The 24,674-nt window shown below is 49.1% G+C and carries 21 protein-coding genes and 1 pseudogene; 16 read left to right on the top strand and 6 right to left on the bottom strand.

From position 1 onward, the window contains the following. Positions 1 to 799 precede the first annotated feature (799 nt). Positions 800 to 985, bottom strand: coding sequence for a helix-turn-helix domain-containing protein (locus GZ1_RS19565; protein ID WP_255211278.1), 186 nt, complete (start codon positions 983 to 985; stop codon positions 800 to 802). 41 nt (positions 986 to 1,026) lie between these two features. Between GZ1_RS19565 and istA the strand changes: the two genes are divergently transcribed. From istA to GZ1_RS06920, 9 genes and pseudogenes are all read left to right on the top strand, one after another. After that, positions 1,027 to 2,229: an IS21 family transposase gene (gene istA / locus GZ1_RS06955; RefSeq protein ID WP_060788192.1), complete on the top strand. Its 1,203-nt coding sequence runs from the start codon at positions 1,027 to 1,029 to the stop codon at positions 2,227 to 2,229. Continuing rightward, positions 2,226 to 2,981 (top strand): IS21-like element IS5376 family helper ATPase IstB, encoded by a 756-nt coding sequence (gene istB, locus GZ1_RS06950; protein WP_060788191.1) that lies wholly within the window; start codon positions 2,226 to 2,228, stop codon positions 2,979 to 2,981. The genes istA and istB overlap by 4 nt, the downstream gene beginning before the upstream one ends. Positions 2,982 to 3,687: 706 nt before the next feature. Further along, positions 3,688 to 3,900 carry a transposase gene (locus GZ1_RS19845; RefSeq protein WP_083509282.1) on the top strand — a complete coding sequence of 71 codons (213 nt, stop codon included), beginning with the start codon at positions 3,688 to 3,690 and terminating at the stop codon, positions 3,898 to 3,900. Between the two features lie 520 nt (positions 3,901 to 4,420). Further along, positions 4,421 to 5,323, top strand: a complete 903-nt coding sequence (locus GZ1_RS06945; protein WP_060788190.1) for a LysR family transcriptional regulator — start codon at positions 4,421 to 4,423, stop codon at positions 5,321 to 5,323. Between the two features lie 457 nt (positions 5,324 to 5,780). Continuing rightward, a complete protein-coding gene (locus GZ1_RS06935; protein WP_060788188.1) occupies positions 5,781 to 6,296 on the top strand; it encodes an acyl-CoA thioesterase in 516 nt (171 codons plus the stop codon). A gap of 24 nt (positions 6,297 to 6,320) precedes the next feature. After that, positions 6,321 to 6,692 (top strand): hypothetical protein, encoded by a 372-nt coding sequence (locus tag GZ1_RS06930; RefSeq protein ID WP_060788187.1) that lies wholly within the window; start codon positions 6,321 to 6,323, stop codon positions 6,690 to 6,692. A 262-nt stretch (positions 6,693 to 6,954) separates the two neighbouring features. After that, positions 6,955 to 7,866 (top strand): annotated as a pseudogene (locus GZ1_RS06925) (type I restriction-modification enzyme R subunit C-terminal domain-containing protein); the annotation flags it as partial. Between the two features lie 121 nt (positions 7,867 to 7,987). After that, a complete protein-coding gene (locus GZ1_RS19235; protein ID WP_015373875.1) occupies positions 7,988 to 8,152 on the top strand; it encodes a hypothetical protein in 165 nt (54 codons plus the stop codon). A gap of 365 nt (positions 8,153 to 8,517) precedes the next feature. Further along, complete coding sequence (locus tag GZ1_RS06920) at positions 8,518 to 9,987, top strand: alanine/glycine:cation symporter family protein (RefSeq protein WP_060788185.1); 1,470 nt, start codon at positions 8,518 to 8,520, stop codon at positions 9,985 to 9,987. 156 nt (positions 9,988 to 10,143) lie between these two features. Here the strand turns inward: GZ1_RS06920 and GZ1_RS06915 are convergent, their stop codons facing one another. Both GZ1_RS06915 and GZ1_RS06910 read right to left on the bottom strand, forming a co-directional pair. Next, on the bottom strand, positions 10,144 to 10,494 hold the full coding sequence (locus GZ1_RS06915; RefSeq protein WP_050572306.1) for an ArsR/SmtB family transcription factor: 351 nt from the start codon (positions 10,492 to 10,494) through the stop codon (positions 10,144 to 10,146). An 81-nt stretch (positions 10,495 to 10,575) separates the two neighbouring features. Beyond that, complete coding sequence (locus GZ1_RS06910) at positions 10,576 to 11,658, bottom strand: RNA-guided endonuclease InsQ/TnpB family protein (protein WP_015863580.1); 1,083 nt, start codon at positions 11,656 to 11,658, stop codon at positions 10,576 to 10,578. Between the two features lie 264 nt (positions 11,659 to 11,922). Here GZ1_RS06910 and rlmD point away from each other — a divergent pair, with 264 nt between their 5' ends. Continuing rightward, positions 11,923 to 13,311 (top strand): 23S rRNA (uracil(1939)-C(5))-methyltransferase RlmD, encoded by a 1,389-nt coding sequence (gene rlmD, locus GZ1_RS06905; protein ID WP_060788184.1) that lies wholly within the window; start codon positions 11,923 to 11,925, stop codon positions 13,309 to 13,311. Between the two features lie 59 nt (positions 13,312 to 13,370). Here the strand turns inward: rlmD and sstT are convergent, their stop codons facing one another. Together sstT and GZ1_RS06895 are read right to left on the bottom strand one after the other, a co-directional pair. Then, the gene (gene sstT / locus GZ1_RS06900; protein ID WP_033005564.1) at positions 13,371 to 14,633 is read right to left on the bottom strand and encodes a serine/threonine transporter SstT; all 1,263 of its coding nucleotides are present in this window, start codon (positions 14,631 to 14,633) and stop codon (positions 13,371 to 13,373) included. Positions 14,634 to 15,056: 423 nt separating this feature from the next. Then, on the bottom strand, positions 15,057 to 15,821 hold the full coding sequence (locus GZ1_RS06895; protein WP_020754998.1) for a sporulation protein: 765 nt from the start codon (positions 15,819 to 15,821) through the stop codon (positions 15,057 to 15,059). A gap of 164 nt (positions 15,822 to 15,985) precedes the next feature. Between GZ1_RS06895 and GZ1_RS06890 the strand changes: the two genes are divergently transcribed. Continuing rightward, on the top strand, positions 15,986 to 16,435 hold the full coding sequence (locus GZ1_RS06890) for a (deoxy)nucleoside triphosphate pyrophosphohydrolase (RefSeq protein WP_020754997.1): 450 nt from the start codon (positions 15,986 to 15,988) through the stop codon (positions 16,433 to 16,435). A gap of 65 nt (positions 16,436 to 16,500) precedes the next feature. Here the strand turns inward: GZ1_RS06890 and GZ1_RS06885 are convergent, their stop codons facing one another. Then, positions 16,501 to 17,679, bottom strand: a complete 1,179-nt coding sequence (locus tag GZ1_RS06885; RefSeq protein WP_060788183.1) for a Gfo/Idh/MocA family protein — start codon at positions 17,677 to 17,679, stop codon at positions 16,501 to 16,503. 292 nt (positions 17,680 to 17,971) lie between these two features. Between GZ1_RS06885 and GZ1_RS06880 the strand changes: the two genes are divergently transcribed. The 5 genes from GZ1_RS06880 to GZ1_RS06860 all read left to right on the top strand — a co-directional run bounded on the left by GZ1_RS06880 (position 17,972) and on the right by GZ1_RS06860 (position 24,496). After that, complete coding sequence (locus GZ1_RS06880) at positions 17,972 to 19,015, top strand: nucleotidyltransferase family protein (protein ID WP_060788182.1); 1,044 nt, start codon at positions 17,972 to 17,974, stop codon at positions 19,013 to 19,015. Then, positions 19,012 to 20,199 carry a glycosyltransferase family 4 protein gene (locus GZ1_RS06875; RefSeq protein ID WP_060788181.1) on the top strand — a complete coding sequence of 396 codons (1,188 nt, stop codon included), beginning with the start codon at positions 19,012 to 19,014 and terminating at the stop codon, positions 20,197 to 20,199. The genes GZ1_RS06880 and GZ1_RS06875 overlap by 4 nt, the downstream gene beginning before the upstream one ends. Continuing rightward, complete coding sequence (locus GZ1_RS06870) at positions 20,180 to 21,295, top strand: hypothetical protein (protein WP_060788180.1); 1,116 nt, start codon at positions 20,180 to 20,182, stop codon at positions 21,293 to 21,295. The genes GZ1_RS06875 and GZ1_RS06870 overlap by 20 nt, the downstream gene beginning before the upstream one ends. Beyond that, the gene (locus GZ1_RS06865) at positions 21,246 to 22,655 is read left to right on the top strand and encodes a phosphomannomutase/phosphoglucomutase (RefSeq protein ID WP_060788179.1); all 1,410 of its coding nucleotides are present in this window, start codon (positions 21,246 to 21,248) and stop codon (positions 22,653 to 22,655) included. Before GZ1_RS06870 ends, GZ1_RS06865 begins: the two co-directional genes overlap by 50 nt. 188 nt (positions 22,656 to 22,843) lie before the next feature. Further along, positions 22,844 to 24,496 (top strand): helix-turn-helix transcriptional regulator, encoded by a 1,653-nt coding sequence (locus GZ1_RS06860; RefSeq protein WP_015373888.1) that lies wholly within the window; start codon positions 22,844 to 22,846, stop codon positions 24,494 to 24,496. The last annotated feature ends 178 nt before the right edge of the window (positions 24,497 to 24,674 follow it).

The raw sequence follows: 24,674 nt of genomic DNA, 5'->3' as shown, positions 1-24,674 counted from the left end.
AGTTTAACTTCATTTATATAAGTTGCAATAAAGATTTTCCGATTGTTCGATTCTGTTTTCCTTCATAACAAGTCATTTTGATAGAATGCGGTGGGCGCTCTACTGGATGTAAAACAAAGTTTCAACTTATATAGATAAATTCTCTCAATTTTCATTTCCGTCGTTGCCTCCATTTAGTTTTTTACATTAATGGGGCTAGACGTTTCAGCCGGCTTACTAATCTAGCTGAAATATGATACTTTCGGATTCTTAATATTTTAATAGGGGTAAAAAAGTTTAAATTTTCTGATATATAAAAAGAGAATTAGTGACATTCTTAAAATAATAACTGTAGTGAAAGGAATTTGACGCAATAATTATAGAGATAAGCTAACAGATACTAACCAAAAATACTCTTCTACCATAAAAATTCCCAACAACAGCGTAATTTCATTTTGGAAATCGTTCTTGAGGAAATATTTTTCTTTTTGTGTATTTGAAAAAATAAAAGAAGGAGGAAATGTCTTAGCAACATTTCCTCCTTCTAGACCTACAAGTTGCACTAACAACAAGTTTCTTTAATTATAACTAATTGAATATCCATTAATCAACTGAAAATTGGAATTTATTATCTTTTAATATGCCATTTAGTAAAACGTTTGTTCGCCGCTATAATTAATCTTTCATGTATGGAAGCAAGAAAATATATAACCCCTTTTTCTGTTCAAATGACAATGTCGATATCATATTAGCTAATATAGTATCAAGTTCTTCTTCGGAATTCACATTATTTTCCTTTCTCAAATGAATTTCCTGCAACTTACTTTTTTCCTCCAATATTACGAAAAAAATCGCTCATGGATATATTGAACGTTTCACAGGCTTTTTTTAAAAATTGAAATGTTATCTCTTGATTACCATTTTCTATACGTGACAGAGAAGGTTGTGAAATTCCTGTTAAAGCCGATGATAAAATCCCCAATATAGCCGAAATAAAATTCCCCACTTACAATAGAACCATAGTGTCAATGAGAGGAGCTATGGTTCGTGATTACGAGAGGGGAATTTTTTATGATCAAAGAGATGTACGAAAGAGGAATGAGTATTTCCGATATTGCGAGGGAGTTGGGGATTGATCGGAAAACTGTTCGAAAATATATTCACTCCCCCAATCCCCCTTCCAAATCTAAGCGAAAACAAAGAAAAAGCAAGTTAGATCCATTTAAAGAGTATCTTCAAAAACGAATGTTAGAGGATGGGGTGTTCAATAGCGAAAAGTTATTTTTCGAAATTCGACAACAGGGCTATACAGGAGGAAAGACGATTTTAAAGGACTATATAAAACCTTTCCGAGAGACGGCGAAAAAGAAATACACCGTTCGTTATGAAACGCTTCCTGGTGAACAAATGCAAGTCGATTGGAAAGAAGTCGGGGAGGTGATAATCGAAGGGAGAAAAGTCAAGTTATCGCTATTTGTGGCCACATTAGGCTATTCGCGGATGAAATACGCGGTATTTACGACCAGCCAGGACCAGGAACACTTAATGGAATGCCTGATTCAGAGTTTCCAATACTTCGGCGGAGTTCCGAAGAAGGTGTTATTTGATAATATGAAGACCGTTACAGACGGCCGGGAACAAGGAGTGGTGAAATGGAATCAACGATTTTCTGAATTTGCGAGTTACTACGGATTTATTCCAAAAGTGTGCCGGCCTTACCGGGCCCAGACAAAGGGAAAAGTCGAACGAGCCATTCAGTATATCATGGATCACTTCTATGTGGGGACAGCGTTTGAAAGCATCGAGGAATTAAATTTCCTTCTCCATCGTTGGCTCGATCAAGTGGCGAATCGGAAGCCAAACGCCACTACCGGCATTCCTCCGCAAGAGCGTTGGGCAGAGGAACAGCTGAAACCTCTCCCGTTGAACGATTACGATACGAGCTATCTTTCCTATCGGAAGGTGCATTGGGATGGCAGTTTCTCTTACAAAGGGGAACAATGGCTTCTATCGGCGAAGTATACGGGCAAAGAAATTCTGGTGAAGGAGCGATTAAATGGGGATATTCGATTGTATTATCGAGGGGAGGAGATTTCTTACTTGAACCAACAGAAAAAAGTGATTTCATTCGCCGAAAAAATCAAAAAGAAACAGACGGAAACGGCCGTCACCATTTCGCCTGTTTCGGTGGAAGTGGATACTCGTCCATTGTCCGTTTATGACACGTTCCTGCGAGGGGAAAGCTCATGAAAGAACAAATACACGAGTATTGCCACCGACTCCATTTGCCTGTCATGGCGGAACGATGGTCTGCCATGACAGAATACGCAGCTACTCATAATATACCATATTCGGAGTTTTTATTCCGCTTATTAGAGGCGGAAATCATCGAAAAACAGGAACGATCGATCCAAACGCTCATCAAACTGTCCAAACTGCCATATCGCAAGACGATCGATACGTTTGATTTTAACGCACTGCCTTCCGTGGATGAGCGCCGGATTCGAGAGCTGCTTACCTTATCGTTTATTGATCGAAAGGAGAATATTCTTTTTCTCGGTCCGCCGGGGATTGGAAAGACACATCTGGCTATTTCGATTGGAATGGAGGCGATCGCAAGAGGGTATAAAACGTATTTTATTACCGCCCATGATTTGGTCACTCAGTTAAGAAAAGCCGACCAGGAAGGAAAGCTGGAAAAAAAGCTTCGCATGTTTGTGAAGCCAACCATTCTCATTATTGATGAAATGGGGTACTTAAAATTGGACCCAAACAGCGCTCATTACTTATTTCAGGTCATCGCCCGTCGGTATGAACATGCCCCGATTATCCTCACCTCCAACAAAAGCTTTGGGGAATGGGGAGAAGTTGTGGGAGACTCGGTATTGGCGACCGCGATGTTAGATCGATTACTGCATCATTCCATCATTTTCAACCTAAAGGGGGAAAGCTATCGATTACGGGAAAAGAGGCTCCAACAAGAAAAACAGAAGGATCAATAAGATCCTTCTGGGGAATTTTAAACCGGCGATTTTGGGGAAAAAATAATCGGTCTTGACATAGAGAATCAATTTGGAAGTTGGTATTATTTATATTTAGTAGTAAGTCATTTAAAATAAAACATTCACATTGAAGCTTCTCTGTTAAGGCATCAAATAAAACTTCCCCTTCATAACCCTTTTTCAAAGAGTGATAATACTGTTTGTCCGTGCTAGATAAATTCATTCGAGTGTTCAAAAGCTCCATAATCAACAATTCTTTAGACTTAGTTCGAGCTTTATAAAGCATTGTCTACGTCCTTCCAATTAATGGAATTTATTATAAATTGTTGTTGGGGTGATTATCAATAATGCGAGAAGACTACATATAGAAAAAAATACAAGTGCAAAGTATTGCAAGGGAAAAATAAGGTTTAATAGAACGTATGTTCTATTTATAGAATATAAAAATAAATTTTAATTGTCAAACTTGATTAAGTGCATCACCTTTTTTAAGATAGAGTTTCCCTCCTTCTTTTCTCCTCCAGATCCCGAATACGTTTCTTGAATTCACGAACTTCGTGGTCTTCGGATCGAAAAGTTTGGATTTTTGAAATTTCAGGTTTTTATTTATATTTTTTTGATGTTAGTCTAGATTATAGACACAACGAATAGAGAAATGTATAGTAAATCTATCAATCATAGGGAGTGTCTATAATGGCTAGACGTTTTGATACATGCAGTAAAATTAGTGATCGAGGAAGGAAAAGCGGTCATTCAAACCGCAAGACAACTCGATATTTCACCAAAAACTCTTCATAAATGGGTCGCAGATTATAAAAAAGATGCCGAACATAGTTTTGTGTGGAGGAAACTAGTTCCCCATTCATTCCAAATTCATTTCAGAGAAACCCTACCCCATTACATTACACAAAATTCTTGACGGTACCGGTAGCCCTTTAGCGGAAGTGCACATCTCTGCTCATTCTTTTCTTTTTAGCTATCTATTCAAAAGCTTAGTTGAAAGAAATGCAACGACGAATGGATTAATGGTAATAAATAAATTAAAAATACTGGAATCCGCATATTTAGGGATGAAAAAGAACAACCTACATATAAAGTCGTGTTTAGCTATCCTAAAATAAGTAAGTGAAACCGCTCTTTTTTTAAGAAATCGATATGATTTTTTTAATGGGCTGGAGGATTCTCATCCTATTTTTGTTGCAATTGCACCAGCAGCCCAAAAAATTGGGTGGCGATGAAATTACGAACAACACTTGGTATTCCTTACTAATCGGGTATCTAATTATGCTTATTATCGTCTCTCTGTTCTCAGTGTCCAATTTTTTAGTCTAACATCAAGGCTTTATGTTTCGCTTATTTGACAAAACAAATGTGAAGTGCTACAGTCAAAAGTATGGTAAACTTTATTATCATTAAAATGTCATAAGGTGTTTGATTTAATGGAAATTAAGCAATTGAAGTGTTTTCTTGAGGTTACACGTACTGGCAATTTTACCACTGCCTCTGAGAATCTGTTCATGACGCAGCCTGCTCTCAGTAGAATTATCAAGTCGTTGGAGGATGAAATTGGGGTACCGCTTTTCATCCGTACTAGAAAGAAGCTGATATTAACGGATGCAGGCCGTATTTTAAAAAAACATGCTTTAAAAATTGAAAATCAGCTGCAGCAATTGGATGCGGAACTCGATAAAATGTTTATGCTAAAAAAACGGCAAATTCGCATCGGTCTTCCTACGATTACCAATTCGATTTTCTTCTCAAAACTGATTGCTTCGTTCCATGAAGAATATCCAGAGGTGATATTCCTATTGGAAGAGGATGGTTCAAAGCCAGTAGAAGAGAAGGTTCTCAATAATTTATTGGATTTTGGGGTAGTGGTTCTTTCCGAAAAAAATGAACATCTCGACAGCTTTAAGTTTGTGAATGAAAAGTTAAAACTAGTCGTCTCCTCCTCTCATCGTCTTGCCGGAAAACAGGAAGTGTCATTGCAGGAATTGAAAGATGAGGACTTTATCATGTTCAACCGCGATTTTGAGTTAAGGAATCTTGTCATCAATTCTTGTAGAGAAGCTGGCTTTCAACCGAAAATTGTTTCGGAAACATCACAATTAGAGTTTATTCAAGAATTGGTTGCTTACAATATAGGTATTACTTTGCTGCCTGAAAGTACATGTTTAGAACTATCAGATGATTTTCAAACGATCACCGTCACCAATCCGGACATTGAATGGAATCTGGCAATGATTTGGAGAAAGGATGCAAATTTATCACAGATTGCGAAAGAATTTATCCGATTTGCAAAAATAAAGCTGTCGACAGCTAATCCCGGCCAGGATTCCTAATCCATATTGAGTCAACAATAAGAAGGCTTCCTCTTGTTAAGGGGAAGCTTTTTATTTTGTGTATATAGGTGCAACCAAAACGTTTAACATATCTTTGACAGAAAAGCCACTTATCGATTTTTCGACTGTCGAGGGCAAGCCTTTTCTTGCCTCCGTCACGCCAAGGCATGACGGACGACTGAACAACCACCCGCTTCTCGACCCATACATGGGGCTGAAAGCGGTGTTGTTCGGTCGTTCGACAGTCGATCCAATGCTCAGTAAAAGCTACCAATGTGAAAACTTCAAATTGCATCTATATAGGTTAAAGAGCGCTTCCATACTATTTTGTGATGAATTGTATATAGGATTGGCATTGTATCTTTGCAAACCAGCTGTATTATAATTCTTTTTGTAAAAATTCTAATGCAGATGAAGCGTACGCTTCAAAAGTATTGTTATATATAAGGTGATCATAATGGAAGCAAAAAAAATGAAAGAGACACGTGTTGTTCAAACCGATCAAGTACTCATTAATGATTTGAACAATTATCATACATTATTTGGCGGAGTTTTAATGAAAAAGATGGATGCATGTGCGACGCTTTCCGCCCGCAGGCATACAAGGGTAAAGGAATGTGTTACGGCATCGGTTGACTCCGTTAATTTCCTTGAACCGATCCGGGTGAGTGATTCGGTTTGTATTGAATCGTTTGTTAGCTATACAGGGAAAAGATCCATGGAGATTTTCTGTAAAGTAATTGCAGAAGATCTGGAAACTGGAAAGCGAAGAATTGCAGCTACAGCATTTTTCACTTTTGTTCCCCTGGATGAAAATAAAAGACCGTTGGAAGTACCGCCAGTTATTCCAGAAACTGAGGAAGAAAAATATCTTTACGAAACAGGAAAAGAACGTGAAAAGATTCGCAAGCTAAAAAGACAAAAAAATAATGAACTCGTGGCCAGACTTTCACTGAATAAACCGTGGGATTAATACGGAACAAAGGAATGATATAGTGTGATAATAGACTCTAGTTACGATGAGTTGAAAAATGCACAAACCGCTATCGAAAACTTAAAGGCAACAACACCATCCATTTATCGGAAATTTTTAAATATCATCCATTTGACCCGTCAATTACAGTATGGATATCAATATATGGGCTCTTTACTAATGGATGAAGACCCAGGTAAATTCCAACCGAAATTCCAAGATGATTATGTATTGTCTATCTATCATCAGGAAATCGAAAAACTGAAAGCAGATAAAAGATTTCCGGAATTAAAACAATTGCTGCATTCATATAAACATATTAGCTATGCAAATATAAGCAAGCTGGCTTTAGGGGAAAAACCAGCAGCATTAATCGGCCCAGCTGTGGTCCATTAATTGCTCGAAGGGAACTGAAAAAATTTAACTTCCCTCCGAAAGAAGTCTCCTACTTCTAAACGTGAAGGTGCGCCAGCACCAGTGAAAGTGGGAGATGAATTTCGGTTGGCGTTAGCCAACGAATAGGATAGAATATGGCTAGAACGGACACCTTCGGAACGAAGGGAAGCGTAAAGGGTTCTTGTGTGTGGCTTACCGTTCAGCGAACACACACAAGTCGCTTGAAGCCCCCACCTCTAAGCGAAGCGTAGGTGGTGGGTAGTTCACAAACCGGACTAAATGGGACTCCTTAACGGCGATAGATGTTAATGAAATCAAAGAACATATTTCGCCGCTGATTGTTCCGTTGAATGATGATGAATTTGCGAAACGTTTTGATTTACTCATGTACACGATCGAATTGGCGAAGCTGCAAACGAAAAATGCCACAAAGCCGATTCGGAGTGTGATTCGCACCGCAGAGGCGTTATCTAAGCTCGGTTCAATTCCTCAAGTGATGGAACAAAAATATATCATCGAAAAGGTGCAGACGGAAGAGTTTTGGATCGAAGCCGATATTTTCGAATTGGAAGCCGTTCGCGAAGCGTTGCGTGACTTAGTCAAATTCCTTGAAAAAGAAACGCAAAAAATTTACTATACGAACTTTAAAGACCAAATTTTAGAGGTCAAAGAAAACGGACCGATATTTACTGTCAATGATCTGAAAAATTATCGGAAAAAGGTGGAACATTATCTGCACGAACACCGCGATCAGATGGCCATTTACAAGCTGCGAAACAACAAAAAGTTAACGGTGCAAGATTTGAAAACGCTCGAGCATATCCTTTGGAGCGAGCTTGGCACAAAAGACGATTATCAAAGAGAATTCGGAGACACGCCGATTACAAAGCTCGTCCGCCAAATCGTCGGCCTTGACCCGCAGGCCGCCAACGAAGCGTTTTCCGAATTTTTATCAAGCGAGCGGTTGAACATCCAACAAAGCCGTTTTGTCAAATTGATCATCGATTACTTTGTGAAAAATGGAGTCATGGACAAGCGGGTGCTGCAGGAAGAACCGTTTAAAACCGTCGGCAGCATTGTTGAACTCTTTCAAGACAACATGGACGACGCGCGGAGGATTATTCGCATTATCGATGAGATTAACAGAAATTCAGAAGATATTGTGGGGGCGTGAGCGATGGGCGGCATCAACCGGGAAGAGGTTCTCGCGGGAATGGATCAATCGCTGGTTGTGATGGCACGGATGGAGATGCGCTGTCTTTCCTAGGGGCAGTGCACGATAAGGAGCGCTGAACGTGAGCATTTCGTCTCTCATTTTGCTTTTGTTGGTCATGTCGATCGTGTTGTTCGTGTATGGTGTTGTCCAAAAGAGCAAAGCCGCGAAACGGATCGCCTTTGGCCTCTTCGTCGCATCGGTCGGATTGGCCGGTTTTGTCGTGTTTCTCATCGGCTATATGTAACAACAGCCAAAGCCGAACACGCTGTTCTGTGTGTTCGGCTTTGCGTTTGCGGCGATTCAGATGGGGATCATTGGGGGAGATGGGGCTCGCGCTCAAGGCCTCAAGGACTGGCATTAGGGGACCGTTCGAGGCGGATTTCTCTGTCTTGCCTCATCTATCATTTTTGGGCTTCAAAGTTATTTTTAAAAAAGCGAAGAAAGTCGTTCATTTTTCTACACGAGGACAAGCGCAGGAAATATAAAGAAAATGCAGAAAAGAATGATATATGAAAAAAATTATTGAAGCTGAAATGTGTAATATTTATAATATTATTTAAGTTGTGTGTTGTACAACAAAAATAATCAGCTGGCATAGGAGGGATTGGGTTGATTGAAAAGCTTGTAGAAACGGTGAACGGGTGGCTATGGAGTCCTTTTTTGATTGCATTCATTGTTTGTTGCGGTTTGTATTTTAGCATTCGCACCCGTTTCCTGCAAATCCGCCATGTGAAAGAGATGGTCCGGCTTGTGACGACGGGGAAAAGCTCTGAGGCCGGGGTGTCTTCTTTCCAGGCGTTGACGATGTCGTTGTCCGGCCGCATCGGCGTCGGGAACGTGGCCGGGACGGCGACGGGGATTGCGTACGGGGGGCCGGGCGCGGTCTTTTGGATGTGGGTGATCACCTTTATCGGAGCGGCGACCGCGTATGTCGAGTCGACGCTGGCGCAAATTTATAAAGAGGAACAAGACGGACAATACCGCGGCGGTCCGGCGTTCTACATTGAAAAAGGCCTTGGCTGGAAATGGTTTGCGGTGGTGATCGCCGCGGCGATCATTCTCTCGATGGCGGTGCTGATGCCGGGAATTCAAGCAAACTCGATTGCCGACAGCTTTTCGAATGCGTTTGGCATTCCGAAATTGGTGACGGGAATTTTCGTGATTGCCGTTCTTGGCTTTACGATTTTTGGCGGAGTGAAGCGGATCGCGAAAACGGCGGAAATTGTCGTGCCGTTTATGGCAGTTGGCTATTTGTTGGTCGCGATTGCCATTATTGCGGCCAATATTGAGAAAGTCCCGGATGTGTTTGGTTTGATTTTCAAAAGCGCGTTTGGCGCTGATCAAGTGTTTGGCGGCATTCTTGGTTCGGCGGTGATGTGGGGGGTCAAACGCGGCCTTTATGCGAATGAAGCGGGGCAAGGGACGGGCGCCCACCCGGCAGCGGCGGCGGAAGTGTCCCACCCGGCCAAGCAGGGGCTTGTGCAGGCGTTTTCGATTTATTTGGATGTGTTCTTGGTCGTGACGGCGACGGCGCTGATGATTTTGTTTACAGGTCAATACAATGTGATCAATGAAAAAACGGGAGAGACGATTGTCGAGCATTTGAAAGGGGTGGAACCGGGCGCAGGGTATACGCAGGCGGCGGTGGACACGCTCTTCCCGGGATTCGGGTCGGCCTTTATTGCGATCGCTCTGTTCTTCTTCGCGTTTACGACGATGTACGCGTATTACTATATTGCCGAGACGAACCTCGCCTATTTGGTGCGCAGTGAAAAGAGGGGAACGGCCTTCTTTGCCTTGAAGCTCATCTTTTTGGCGGCCACGTTCTATGGAACGGTCAAAACGGCGACGACGGCGTGGGCGATGGGCGACATCGGGCTTGGCATCATGGTGTGGCTCAACTTGATTGCGATCTTGTTGTTGTTTAAACCGGCCTATATGGCCTTGAAAGATTACGAAGAACAGCTGAAGCAAGGGAAAGATCCGGAGTTCAACGCGTCGAAATACGGAATCAAGAACGCGGAATTCTGGGAAAATGGATATAAGAGATGGGAAGAAAAGAAAGGGAAGGCATTGTAACAGGTTGATTGGTTGGAGTCGACGGTGTCCCGAACGCAGCGGGACACCCTTTTTTCATCATCATCTATATGGATTAAGGAACACTTTCGTTAGACATTCTCTAGGATGGGCATCCTCGAACCATCTTGACCCCTGTGAATTCATGCGATTTTGCCATTATGATGGCTCCTCATCCGCTTCCACCACACGCTTGAGAGCCGCAAGCCGTTCATCCCAATACCCTTCAAAGAAGGAAAGCCACGTTTTCAGTTCGACGAGAGGTTCGGGCTCCAGCCTGTACCTTGTTTCACGTCCCGTTTTCCGACAGCTGCCCAACCTTGCTTTATTGACAGCTGTGCGGCTGATCGGGAAGGATTTGGCAATCGCGGCAATCGACAATTCGTTGTCCGCGAGCATCTGCAACATCTGGCGGCGGATTGGATCGGCGATGGCGTGAAACACATCGTGCTTCGGCGCGGAAACGGTTCGTTTATCCTTCGAGATATGCGGGAAGTTTTTGGTTGACAATGTTCTCCCACCCGTCATCCATAATCTTGCGAACGACTGTGTCAACTACCCAACGGCTAAAGCCGTGGGCTTGCAACTAGCCTAATTGGCTGCCGCGTTCGGCTGGTTGACAGCAGCCCTGCGGATGTTTTCCGCAGCCACGTTGTCGGCAGGGGCAGCGTACCCACAAGCTCGACAACAAAACTGATCCCTTGACGGTCTGTTTTCTTTGGCCACATGTCCGCAAACCGGACAGGTGCGGGAAGTATTTTTTGGATGAACCAATACCACCGGCACGCCAGCGATCGCCGCTTTATACTCAATAAACTTTCTCAACTGATAAAAAGACCAAGAAGAGTGTTGACGACGCTGTTGCTTTTTAACCGTTTTCTCGGTGCGTTGGCGGATGCCCTTTAAATCTTCAAGGGCAATGCCGCATCCGAGTGCCTTTGCCTTTTCAACAATCTTCTTGCTAATGCAGTGGTTCACATCACGGGCAAATAGTTTTTCCTTCTTGGAACGCTTTTTAAGCAGGCGTTTCGCTGACTTGGTGCCTTTCTTTTGGAGTTTGGCGCGAAGTTTCGCATGGCGGCGGCGCAGCCCGTTGACCTTCGAGCCGGAAAATACCTCACCGGTGCTATCGACGGCGATATTAATGATGCCAAGGTCCACACCGATAAATCCGTTTTCGGAATTGGGCTGGCCTTCGGGAACGTCCACCACGAGCAGTAAATAAAAAATACCGTTTTGAAGGACTAAATCGGCTTGACCCCGAACACGGTTGCCACACAGCAAACCTTGATGGTAGCGGCTAATGACCATAGGGATTTCCATTCTTCCTTGCAAGGTAAGGATGGAAGCATACTCTAACCCTTTAAAGGACAGGATTCTTTCATCATACACGATGGCACCGGTTTCTTTAAAGTTATGCAAGGTTTTTTTATCCAAACGATAGCTTTCCGACACTTTGCCGATGGCACGAACGGTCATTTGGGCAGAGAGGCCAAATTTTTCCCTGACGTCATAGTAGCAAAGCCGCTGGATTTTCGTTTTGGAAAAGGTTCTGGAGCGAAAAGCAATCTCGCTAATATAGTTGCATGCTTGGTTAAACCGTTTCATTGTTTCCAGCAGCGCATGAAACTGTTCAAGAGTTGGCATTAATTTAATCTTGAGAGTGCAGAGCATTCTTGATTCACCTACCTTTCTAAATCCAGTGTACTTATATTGAACGAAAAATTCAATATATACTGAAAATATAAACCCCGCCTTCCTCCCACAGCTAAAGCAGTGGGCTTCCGGCGGATGTTCTCGTGAATTCCGTTTTTCCGTCTTCCAATGCTTTTCATTCCCAATCTTTTCCCCTGCGCGAAGTTTCTTTGGATTCGTCCACTGATCGTGTACAATACATAAAGGGTGACAACATCGTTCATCTCGGAAGGAGGAAAGCCATTGACAGACAGCGGAAAACAATCGTTCATTACGGACATTCATCAGTTGGATAAAAAAGGAGCGGGACAAGCGGTCGTTTGGCAGGAAGAAGAAGGGAGGAGAAAAAAGCTCAAACTCACTGTTCCGTCCACGCTTCCTGGTGAAAAGGTGCGGGTTTTGATCGATTGGCCGAAACGCCGGAGGGCCCATGCCCGAGTGGAAGAAGTGATCGAGCGGCATCCAGAGCGGCTCGATCCGCCGTGTCCGCACTTTGACCGCTGCGGCGGCTGTGTCTGGCAGCACTGGCGCTATGAGGGACAGCTGCGGCATAAGACCGAACAGGTGAAGGCGCTGCTTGCCCAGCACGGATTTGATCCGGACGTTGTGCGCGAGACGATCGGGATGGAACATCCGTGGCATTACCGCAATAAAATGGAGTTTACGTTCTCTCCTGAGGGCCTGCTTGGACTGCACGAGCAAGGGAATTTCCGGCAAGTGATTTCGTTGGAGACATGTCTCATTGCCGGCGAGAAGATCGTCAAAGCCGCTATGGAAGTGGCGCGTTGGGCGCGCGATCATCAGCTGCCTGGGTATCACAAAGACACCCATGAAGGGCTGCTTCGCCATGTCATGGTGCGCGAGTCGTTTGCGACAGGAGAGGTGATGGTGGCGCTCTTTGCGACCGAGGCGCCGGAAGGGGAGTTGAAAGAAGCGGCGGCTGATTTGACGGAGCGGATCACGAAGGCGATCCCGGACGTAAAAAGTTTGCTTTGGCTGGAGAATCGGGCGTGGGCCGACCGCACCCAGGCGGAACGAACGCACGTGCTGGCCGGACGGGATTTCATTTACGATGAATTGTGCGGGTTCCGCTACCGTCTTTGGTTTGATACGTTTTTCCAAACGAACCCGGTGCAGGCGGCCAAATTGGTTGAACTGGCGTTGGAGATGGGCGAGCCCAAGCCCCATGAGAAAATGATCGATCTCTTCTGCGGAGTCGGCACGTTTTCCTTGCCGTTCGCCAAGCGGGTGAAGGCGTTGGCGGGCATTGAAATTGTGGAAACGTCGATCGAGTCGGCGAAACGAAACGCGAAAGACAACGGCGTTGACAATACGTACTTTTTGGCACGGGATGCGCGGCGCGGGATTGATGACGTGTTGGAGCAGTTCGGGCGGCCGGAGCTGCTGCTTTTGGATCCTCCACGTTCTGGCGCAGGCGGAAAAGTGATGCGCAAAATCGGCCGGGCGCAACCAAAGCGGGTGGTGTATGTCTCCTGCAATCCGGAGACGTTTGTGGCTGATATTGCGGAGCTAGCCCCGTTCGGCTATGTGTTGAAAACTGTCCAACCGGTGGACATGTTTCCGCATACGGCGCATGTCGAGTGCTGTGCGTTGCTTGTCAAATCATCATAAATCAGGAAAAGCCCGTTCCCCCCAAGTGAGAGGGAAACGGGCTTTATACAAGAAGGGTTTCAGTTGCCACCCGCTCGTTTTGCATGAAATTCAGCTTCGATGATGACGGCGGTTTTTTCTTTGCGTCTCTTCGCATATTCCGCTGTTGCGGTGAAAAGAACATCGGAAGAGGAGTTCAGGGCCGTTTCACATGAATCTTGCAACACGCCAATGATAAAACCAACCCCTACTACTTGCATGGCAATATCATTTGGGATGCCAAACAAACTGCATGCCAACGGGATAAGGAGAAGCGAGCCGCCCGCGACGCCGGATGCCCCTGCAGCGGCGATGGTGGAAAGAATGCTAAGAATCAGCGCTGTACCTAGATCGACTTCAATCCCCAATGTGTGAACCGCAGCAAGCGTCAACACGGAAATCGTAACGGCGGCGCCAGCCATATTAATCGTTGCACCGAGAGGGATCGAGACCGAATACGTATCTTTGTTTAATCCGAGTTTTTCAGCCAAATTCATATTCACCGGAATGTTTGCGGCCGAGCTGCGCGTAAAGAAGGCGGTTATTCCGCTTTCCCGAATGCATCTCCACACGAGCGGGTACGGATTTTGGCGAATGTTCACAAAGACAATCAGCGGATTCATGACGAATGCCACGAAAAACATCGTCCCAAGAAGAACGGCCAATAACTTTCCGTATTCGATGAAAGCGGAAAGCCCGTTGGTGACCATCGCGTCAAAAACAAGCCCCATGATTCCGATGGGTGCCAAATTGATGACCCATGTGACAATGTTTGAAATGGCGTCAGAAAAACTGGCGATGACGTTTTTGACCGTCTCCGGCGCAGGTCTTAATGCGATGCCAAGCAGCACCGCCCAAGTCAGGATACCGATATAATTCGCATTGATCAGTGCATGAATAGGGTTATCAACAATATTAAGCAACAATGACTGAAGTACCTCTGTTATGCCGCTAGGGGGAGAGATATCTTTCATCCCTTCAGCTAAAGATAAATGAACCGGAAAGATGAAGCTGGCCACGACGGCGGTAAGACCGGCTAAGAACGTGCTGGCCCCGTATAGGACAAGAATGTGTTGGATATTTGTTTTTTGGCCGCTTTGATGGCGGGAAATGGCGGAGACCACGAGAAAGAACACCAATACGGGTGCGACGGCCTTTAGAGCGCTGACAAACAAGGAACCAAAAATGGACACCCATTTTGTTGATTCCGGGACGGCCATGGCGAGGACAATCCCGATGATGATACCGACAAGGATACGTCTGACAAGGCTAAGCTGATTCCACCTTACAATGAGTTGCTTCATAACGTTCCTCCTGACACTCATGGATGATCAAGAATGAAATTCACCGTACATGCACAAGTGTTTTCCAGTGGTGAACAAACACTATTTTAGCATGAATATTAGTGATTAACGAATAGATTGTTATATTAGAATAGTTTGAATTATCCAAACGTTGCATTGCCTTTTGCGCTTATGGCAAGGTCGAAAAAGAAGCCAGCCGCGATGGGGCTGACATCGGTTGCAAAGCAAAAAGCTCACTGAATCCTAGCCGTATGAATCAAATAAAACAAAAGGAGTGTGTGGTGCAATTTGAAATTGTAGTAATGTGGTTTTTGCAGAACAGTTGGGTCGACTGCAGGGAAGATAGACAAGCTTTTCACTGCATCCGTATAGCACATAGTACAAAAGGGCCGAGTGGCCCCTTCGTTTTTTGCCCCTTTTAGCTCAGCTATACCGGCTAATTGCATTCGCCAACCGTTGCGCCAATGAAGCGACATCGCTCGGCCCATAGGTGAACCGGACAAGCGTTTCGTCCATATCAAGCGCCTCGGAAAGCAATCCAGCAAACCCGCGCGCTTTGCGGTCAATCTCTAAAATGGCTTCAACCCCATGCTCGGAGACAAAGAAAATGGCCTCCAGTTCGTCAAGTCGGCCTTTAAACGGTCCGCTTGCCGGCTTGAATTCAAACTCTTGGACAAACGGCAGCCGCCGTTGCCAATAGCGCGGCGCTTGTTCGCATTGCACATGGCGAAGGCGGAAACCTAATTGGCGGGCCGCCTCGAGAAACGCGGCGACAAGCGGGTGCGGCTCGATGGTGAGATAGTCGCGGTCTTGCGGGTCGAGCGCCATTTTAATGTCAAGGCCGGTTTGCAGCCATACCCGCGAAGAACCGAGCGTGACCGGTACGTCGTACGGCAAGGCGAATTGAAACGGGATCGTTTTCGTTTCGTTCGGCGCGATCGTCAGCGGGCCGCTCACTTTGTAGCGCGCCAGCACGGCTTTTTCTTCAAATTTCTTATCATCGATTTCGCGGATGTACGTTGTGACTAATGCCAAATAAATTTCATCAATGTGCTGTTCGACGCTGCCGCCGCGAATGTCGACAACCCCTTCGACGGTTTCGCCTTGGACATATTGCGCTTTGGCGAGCTTCGTATCAACAGTGGCGGCACCGATGCCGATCGAACTTAACAGTTTTTTGAACAACACGTTCTCCCCCTTGTCAGCGATTTCAGTTGAGAATACGGAGCACCTGGTGAAAAGGTTCTGCTCTTCTTTAAAGTTAACATAACGACTAAAGGGGTTCCACTGTTTTGGAAAGCGAGACGGTTTTTGCTAAAATGGCGTATATGGATGAGAAGGGCGGGTCATGAATGAAACGGGTCATTCATGTTGTCGGGGCAGCCATCTTCAATGAACAGAGGGATGTGTTATGTGCGTTGCGCGCGCCGAACATGTCGCTGCCCAACGTGTGGGAGTTTCCGGGCGGCAAAGTGGAAGAGGGGGAGCGGCCCGAAGACGCTTTAGTTCGGGAAATTCGCGAGGAGCTTGGCTGCACCATTTCGGTCGGTGAGTTGTTGGCTGATGTGTTCCATGAGTATGAACACGCCATCGTGCATTTGCGGACGTATGAAGCCCGCTTAGTCGATGGGGAGCCGCGGGCGCGGGAGCATGCTGAGCTTCGGTGGGTGCCGCTTCAAGCATTGCGCTCGCTTGAGTGGGCGCCGGCGGACATTCCGACTGTTGAGGCGTTGTTGGTTGAGGGGGAAGCGCAGAAGGGTGTTTTGGACGTTCTGATGAGACCGAGATCTATCGACGATTGAGGTGAAGAAAGCCTGGTTGCGGCCGTTTGCCATGTGGCCGCACCAGGCTCTTTTGGTGTCAGCAGTTAGCGGATGTCAAGTGGGTCGACTGCTTTATCCGTCACGGTGCACGTTTCGGCCAAGGAGAGGTCGGCGGCGGCGTCTTCGGCGGTGACGAGGACGCGCCAGCTCGGGTTTTCGATCAAACGGCAAAAATCAAGAAAGCGCGTTTGAGCGATCGCTTCGTACCACCCGTGGCGGTCCGAGAGCACCACAGTGCGCTCGTATGGGCGGCGCGGAGCGGCTGAAGGTTCCGTGGGCGGCAACAGCCGGTCGGCCGCTTGCTGCAGTTGTTCGATAGCGTCAGCCGACGGCTTTGTCGGGATGGCGTCAAGCCAGGCGTCAATGCAGGCTGCCTCCTCGTCAGTGACGAGGCCGGAGACGGACAGCTGCGTCGGAATCCAGCCTTCAAGCACGATGCGCCCGCGTGCCGTATGAATGTCCCAGTGCGTCGATTCCGAAGCGGCAGGGTCCATCGTAAAGCCGTGGTAATAATGGACGGGGATGCGCCGTCCGTTGCCTTCATGAATCACCGTAGCGCCGACGCGCGGCCGTGTGCCGTCTGTTTCCCTTAACGCGAATCCGTGCGCGGAAACCGCTTCGCCAAACCAATCGCGACCGACTTCAAAAAAGTGGACGCCGTGCTCGATCAGGATGCCGCCGCTTCGCCGCTCGTCCCAAAACCAATGGCCTTCCGCGACGCGGTGAGCCGCGTTGTGAAGGCTTGCGTAGTCCACTGGGCCAAGAAGCGCGCGGTGGATGAGTTGCTTGACAGCTTCTGTGAGCGGATGGTAGCGCAAGACGAGATTGACCGCCAACGCCCGGTTTTGGCGGGCGGCGAGCTGGATGTTCGCCCGCAGCGCCTCGGCGGTGAGGCCGCCTGGCTTTTCAAGGAGCACATGTTTTCCTTCCTCAAGCGCCCGCTCGGCAAGCGGGGCGTGCAAATGCGGCGGGGTGGTGAGAATGACGATGTCAACGTGCGGGTCAACGATCAATTGTTCAGCTTCGCGGTATTCGCGCACGTCGCCCGCCTGCGGCTGACGGCGGCGATAGGCGTCGATGACGCGCTGGCGTTTTTCGTCCGTCCGCCCGGCGACAGCGGCGAGATGGAAGGAAGGAAGCGGGGCGAGCGCGCCGGCGAGAAATTCAGCGAATGCGCCGGCACCGGCGATGCCGACACGGTAACGGAAAAATGAAGAAATCATGGCGTATTCTCCTCCTCCCTCACATATATATAGCATTAACGATGTTCATTATACCGCAAAGAAAAAGAAGAACGAGAAAATGAAAGTTTTGAAATTTGCAAGCATCAATCATTCCTCATCGACACCATCCGACAATCATTTCGCTTGCGCAACAGAAGGAATATTATGTATATTATTATTAGCAACCATCGCAGCCGAGTGCTAGCAATCTATGAATCACTTTCATTTTCTCGTTCATCCATCAAGAATCGTGTCTAGTTTTGTGAAAAAAATCGTATGGAGGGATGACGAAATGAAAGCATTGTTGCTGGCAGGAGGATTAGGCACACGTCTTCGTCCATTGACCGAAAACATCCCCAAACCGATGGCCCCGATTGCGAATCGGCCATGGCTTGAGCACCTCATCATTCATCTTCGCGACCAAGGAGTCAACGAATTTGTCATCGCTGCCCATCACTGCTCTCACGTGATCCGCCGTTATTTCGGCGACGGAAAACGTTTCAATGTGAACATTACATACGCGCTTGAGCCGTCTCCGCTCGGAACGGCTGGGGCGATCAAAAACGCCGAGCGCTGGCTTGATGAACGGTTTCTCGTGTTTAACGCCGACATCGTGCATTTGCCGCAATTGATCCCGCTGCTTGATTTCCATCGTCAACATGGCGGTTTGGCGACCATTGTTTTAACGGAAGTAGACGATCCTTCTTCCTATGGGGTGGTCGAACAAGACGACAGCGGGAGAATTTTGCGCTTTGTCGAAAAGCCGCGCCGGGAAGAAGCGCCATCGAACCGCATCAACGCCGGCATGTATATTTTGGAGCCAGAGGTGATGCGCTATATCCCGGCGGAGCGGGAAGTGTCGATTGAACGCGAAACATTCCCGCTGCTGATCGAAAGGAATGTCGGTGTCTATGGCATCGTCAGTGACGGATACTGGCGCGATATGGGAACGCCGGCCCGCTATCGCCAAGTGCATTGGGATGCGCTGAGCCGGGAGTTTCCGGTTCCGCTCAAAGGACGTGAAATTCAACCGGGCGTGTTTGTCGGTGAAAACGTGGAGATTGGGTCTGGCGTCTTGTTTGTGCCGCCTGTGCTCATCGGCGACCATGTGAAAATCGGTCCGCAGGCCGTCATTGGCCCGAATGCGGTCATCGGTGACCACTGCCAAATCGGCGCCCGCGTCCATTGCGCGCAAACCATCGTTTGGGACCGCTCTGTCATCCGCGACCGCAGCCGGTTGCAAAACAGCATTTTCGGCTACCGGACGGTGACGACGGCGGGAGAAGTGTTCGAGGATTCAATCATCAACCAGTTTAAGGAGGCGGTGCAAGCATGATTCGAATCGCGTACGTCAGCACGTATCCGCCGCGGCGGTGCGGGCTGGCGACGTTTACGGAACATTTGCGGCAAAGTATTGACGGCGTCCGCGGACCGTCCGATGGCGACCGCGTCATCGTGTTGTACAACGAAAGCGACGGCGATGACGCCTACCGTCACAACCCGGCGTATTGGCCGCTTCCGGCGCAAAACCGCGCCGCTTATGCCGAGATGGCCAAACGGGTGAATGAAAGCGACATCGATGTTGTCGTCCTGCAGCATGAATTTGGCATTTTCGGCGGCGAGGCGGGCGAATACATTCTCGATTTCATCGCGGCGCTCGAAAAGCCGCTCGTGACGACGTTCCATACGGTGTTTGCCGAACCGCCGCTGCCGTACCGCCCGATTCAAGAAAAAATCGCTGCGGCAAGCGACGCCATCATCGTCATGAACCGGCAGGCGATCCCGTATTTGGTCAAAGCGTTTGGCTTGCCGGAAGAAAAAATTGTCTACATTCCGCACGGTGCTCCAGGCCCAAGCAGCGAAAATCGCGATTCGCTTCGCCGCCGCCTCGGATTCAGCGGCCGCAAAGTGATGTTGACGTTCGGGCTTCTAAGCCGCGGCAAAGGGATTGAATCGGTCTTGGCCGCATTGCCGGGCGTCGTGCGCAAGGTGCCGGAAGCGCTGTATGTCATTGCCGGACAGACGCACCCAGAAGTGAAAAAGCGGGAAGGGGAGGCGTATCGCGATGAGCTGAAAGCGTTGATTCATCGGCTCGGGCTCGATGGCCATGTTCGCATGGAGGACCGGTATTTCAGCGAGGAAGAGCTGATTGATTATTTGACGGCATGCGACTTGTACGTCACCCCGTACCCGGGCATGCAGCAAATTACAAGCGGCACGCTTGCCTATGCGGTCGGCGTCGGCCGTCCGGTCGTTTCGACGCCGTATGAGCATGCGCGCGATTTGTTGCAAGGTTGTGAAGAGCTGTTGTTGCCGTATGGCGATACGACCGCCTGGGAAGAGCGGCTCGGGCAGCTGTTGGCCGACGAGGCGGCGCTGAAGCGATGGGAGGAAAAGGTGCGCCAAATCGGGGCAAACACGCATTGGCCGCGCGTCGGCGAACAGCATGTCGCCTTGTTTGCGCGCATGTGCGCCGCGAAACGTGGGGAGGTGAAGACCATTGGCACCGTCAGTCATTAAGTTCGACCATCTCGAGCGCATGACTGACGACACCGGGTTGCTTGAGCATAGCCTCGGCCGCATTCCGCGGCGGCGCGAAGGGTATTCGACCGATGACAACGCCCGCGCCATATGGGCGTGCCTCGAGTGGCTGGCGTTGCTCGACGATCAAGAAACGAAGGAGCGGCTGTATCGCCTGCTTGACCGATATTTGGCCTTTTTGCTTTGGGCGCAAAACGATGATGGCACGTTCCATAACAACTTTTTCTTTGACCGGACAAAAGAAGAGGAAACGCCGTCAGACGACTGCTTCGGGCGGTCGTTTTGGGCGGCGGCGATCGCGTATAGGCAATTGGATGACGCGGCGCGGCGCGAGGCGGCTGCGGACATGTTGAGGCGGGCGCTGCCGGCGGCATGGGAGCTTCGCTCGCTGCGCGGCATCGCCTGGGGGTTGGCAGCGTGCGGCGTTTTGCTTAAAGAGGAGGGGGTGCCCGGCATTGACAAGGAAGAGTTGGCCGCGCTGGCGGGGCGGTTTGAGCGGCGGCTGCTTGAGGCCTACGAAACGCACGCGGATGGCAGCTGGCGCTGGTACGAGCCGGAGTTGACGTACGCCAACGGGGTGCTGCCGTGGGCGCTTTGGACGGCATATCGGCGCGCGCCGCGGGATGAGGTGAAGGAAGTGGCGGAAAAAAGCCTTGCTTTCCTTATTGAAAAAATGAGCGGACCGGGAGGTGTCATCCGTCCGGTCGGCAACCGCGGCTGGTGCAGCCGCCGCTACCGCGCTGATTGGGATCAACAGCCGCTTGATGTGATGAAGCTCGCTTTGGCGGCGCGCGAAGCGTATTGGGCAACGGACGACGAGCGTTATCGCGGCGTCGTCCGCCGCTGCCTCGCTTGGTTTTACGGACAAAACGACGGCAACGCGCCGCTTGCGGACCCAAGCGACGGCAGTTGCTGCGACGGGCTTGGCCCGAACGGCCCAAACCCGAATCGGGGGGCGGAGTCAACATTGTCGTACTTGTTAACAGCAGCAATCGCTCAATCGATTTCGGTGGAGGTGGTTGTCGATGAATACGTCAACAACGAAACCGTTCGCATGGCCGGCACACGTGTTTAAAGAATACGACATCCGCGGACGAGCCGGTGAGGAGCTCGATGAGTCGTTCGCGTATTGGCTCGGACGGGCCTTTGCCGACATGATGCAAAAGGAAGGCGAGAAGAGGGCGGTTGTCGGTCATGACAATCGTCTGTCATCGCCTGGCTTGCATCGGGCGCTCAAAGATGGGCTGCTCGATGGCGGCTGCGATGTCGTCGATATTGGGCTTTCGACGACGCCGATGTTTTACTACAGCTTATACTACACGAATATTCCATGCGGCATGATCATCACCGCCAGCCATAACCCAGGGGATGAGAACGGATTTAAAATTGCCATGGGAAAAACGACAATTTATGGCGAGCGCATCCAAGCGCTGCGGCGGGCGATGGAGCGGCTCAGCCAGGAACAGCCGCGTCCTGAAACAGCGCGCGGGCGCGAGGAAACGCTTGACCTTGCTCCGGCCTATATCAAGATGTTGAAGGAGAAAATTAAGCTCGGTCCGCGCAAGCTGAAGGTCGTCGTCGACTGCGGCAACGGCACCCCATCGATCATTGCGCCACAAGTGCTCAAAGAATGGGGGTGCGATGTCGTCCCGCTTTACTGTGAATCCGATCCGACGTTTCCGAACCATCATCCGGACCCGGTCGTGCCGGAGAACTTAACGGACTTGATTGAGATGGTGCGCAAGGAGCAGGCTGATCTTGGCATCGCGTTTGACGGCGACGGCGACCGGATCGGGGTTGTGGATGAAACGGGTGCGATCCGTTGGGGCGACCAACTGATGGTGCTGTTCTGGCGCGAGATTCTTAAGCGTCATCCGGGAGCCGACGCGCCCGTTGAAGTGAAATGTTCGCAAGCGCTTGTTGAGGAAATTGAGCGGCTCGGCGGGAAACCGTTCTTCCATCGCACCGGCCATTCGCACGTCAAAGCGACGTTGCGCCGTCGTCCGGAGATCCCGTTTGCCGGTGAAATGTCTGGTCATTTGTTCTTCAATGATGAGTTTTACGGCTATGACGATGCGCTGTACGCCGCTGGGCGCCTGCTTCGATTACTGTCGCACGATGAGCGCCCGCTGTCCGAGTGGTTTGCCGATGTGCCGCGGTACGCGGCGACGCCGGAGACGCGAGTTGCTTGCCCGGAAGAGAAAAAAGCGGCTGCCATTGCCAGAGTAAAAGAGAAATTTGCCGGCCGTTTCCCTGTTGTCGATGTGGATGGCGCCCGCATTCAGTTCCCAGACGGCTGGGGGTTGGTGCGGCCGTCGAACACCCAGCCGATTCTTGTGTTGCGTGCAGAAGCCAAGACGGAGGCTGCATTGGCGGAGATTAAGCGGCAGCTGGCTGATTGCCTCGCCACCCTTGAATTGCGCATTGACTGGTGACGCCTTTTCTCCGAATGGTCTGCGCTTGTCGCCCTCTGTCCGTTTCAAAAGATTTGTTCCGGCGTGGGTCGTCCGTAGGGCTCCCACGCCGGTTTATTTTTGTTGTGAGGGGGCTCATGCTTGATTTCTTGCAAATGGTTTGTCCATAATAGATAAGGATAAAAATGTATTGTAGGAGAGTTGAAGGCGTGGTGATCCGTGAATCGTTGCAATATATTCAAGATGCATACGCGGCATTGACGGAGTTGAGCATGCTGATCGTCGATGATCACGGCGCTCCCGTGACGAAAGTATCGAATATGACCGAGTTGGCGGAGTTCGTTTTGTTTGCCGCTAAAAGGGAAGCGCCATCGTTTTTCTGCCCGCAGGAGCTTGTCATGGACGGATGGCAGCGTCCATCGGTCGTGCCGGTCGGGCGTTTTGGCATGAAGAGCATCGTCGCTCCCGTGTTTGTCGATGAGAAGGCGGAATATTGGATTTGGGCAGGCGTGTTTATCGAGGAAGAAACGAAATGGCTCATTTGCGAACAACCGCTGATGGACACTGGAGAATGGATGTCAGCGATCGAACAGGTGGCGGCGTTGCCGGCGCGGGCGGTCGAAGCGAAGTTAAAAGATATAGAAAAGATGGCGGTCATATGCGGGGAATTAATCAGCGGCGAGCGCCGCAAGCAACAATGCTGTGAATACGGAAAACGGCTCGAAGCAGTGGTTGCGGACAGCTCCGCCCTAGCGGACGTGGACAAGCTGCTTTTTGAGTTGCGGGCGTTCGATGAACGCGTCGATATGGCGTTGTATATCGCCAAATGTCCGCAAGGATGGATGGTGGCGGCGGCAAGCGGGGAAAAGGCCGGAAAGCTGCGCGGCAAGATGATCGATGCGTTGTTTCCGCCGCTTTCGTCTTCGGAGCCGCCGCTTCGTTCGGTTTACGTTCAAGATGCCGCTTTGGATCCACGCTTTTCCTTTTTTGTTCGCCATGGCATCCGTCCGAAAGCGATGATTGCGTATCCGGCGACGTACGGGAAAGCAGTGGAAGGATGGATCATGATCGGCAGCGAGGCGTCCTCTTCACTGCCGGCGGCGCTTCGTTCGGTCGGTTCCGCCCTCGTTCAACATTGGCTGCTCCTGGCTAAATGTACAGAGGTTGATATGAAAATGGACCGCCACTTGATGCGCCTGTCGATGTTGATGGAAATTGGACGGGCCATGCGTGTGGTGCAGAACGAGGAAGACATCATCCGGATGATGGCCGAATTTGCCGCGGAGCTCGCTTACGGCGATTTCGTCTGCGTGGTATGGTCTAGCGATGGCCAAACAGCCGTTGTCCGCGAAGGAGCGATGGACGTAGAAATGGCTGTTCGTTATCGGGATGATGTCTGCCGTCGCTATGGCTGTCACGGCGAGAAGGCGAAAAGCGAGGTGCCGGCGCTGCTTGATGTTGAGGGCAAATCGGTGATGGAAGTGCCGTTTTTCGTCAGCGATGGCCGCTATGGCGTTCTCGCCGTTCATATAAAGAAAGAAAGGGAAGCGAAAGAGGCGGAAGTGTATATGACGGCGTTGGCCGCGATTGGGGCGATGATGATCAGCGGCAAGGCTCACGGTGGGAATGATGGGACGGTCAATATCGACATGTTGTCCAAGCAGTTGACGGCCCGGGAGATGGATGTATTGGAGCTGCTCATTCAAGGCTGCAGCAATCGCGAAATTTCAGAACGGCTGTTCATTAGCGTCCATACCGTGAAAAATCATATTACAAACATTTTTCAAAAAATTGGCGTCAACGATCGGTCACAGTTGATTGCCCTTGTGTATCAACTAAACCACCGCCGGCAGCGCCGTTAAGGGGGACATCATTGGACGATGGGTGCCATGATGTCTTTTTTTTTGGATGTAGGAAATTGGAATGAGCCCCATTTTGTATTATAATGAATTGTAGTAAATAAGAACTATTTTTCGATAGATGGAACAATAAAGGAGAAAAATAGCATTCGAATCCGTTTTCCCCAGCGCTGGAACGTGC

Source organism: Geobacillus zalihae NBRC 101842 (assembly GCF_001544135.1).
Classification (GTDB): Bacteria; Bacillota; Bacilli; order Bacillales; family Anoxybacillaceae; genus Geobacillus; species Geobacillus zalihae.
Note: the sequence above shows the minus strand (reverse complement) of the source record. Positions and strands in the feature narration are given on the sequence as shown.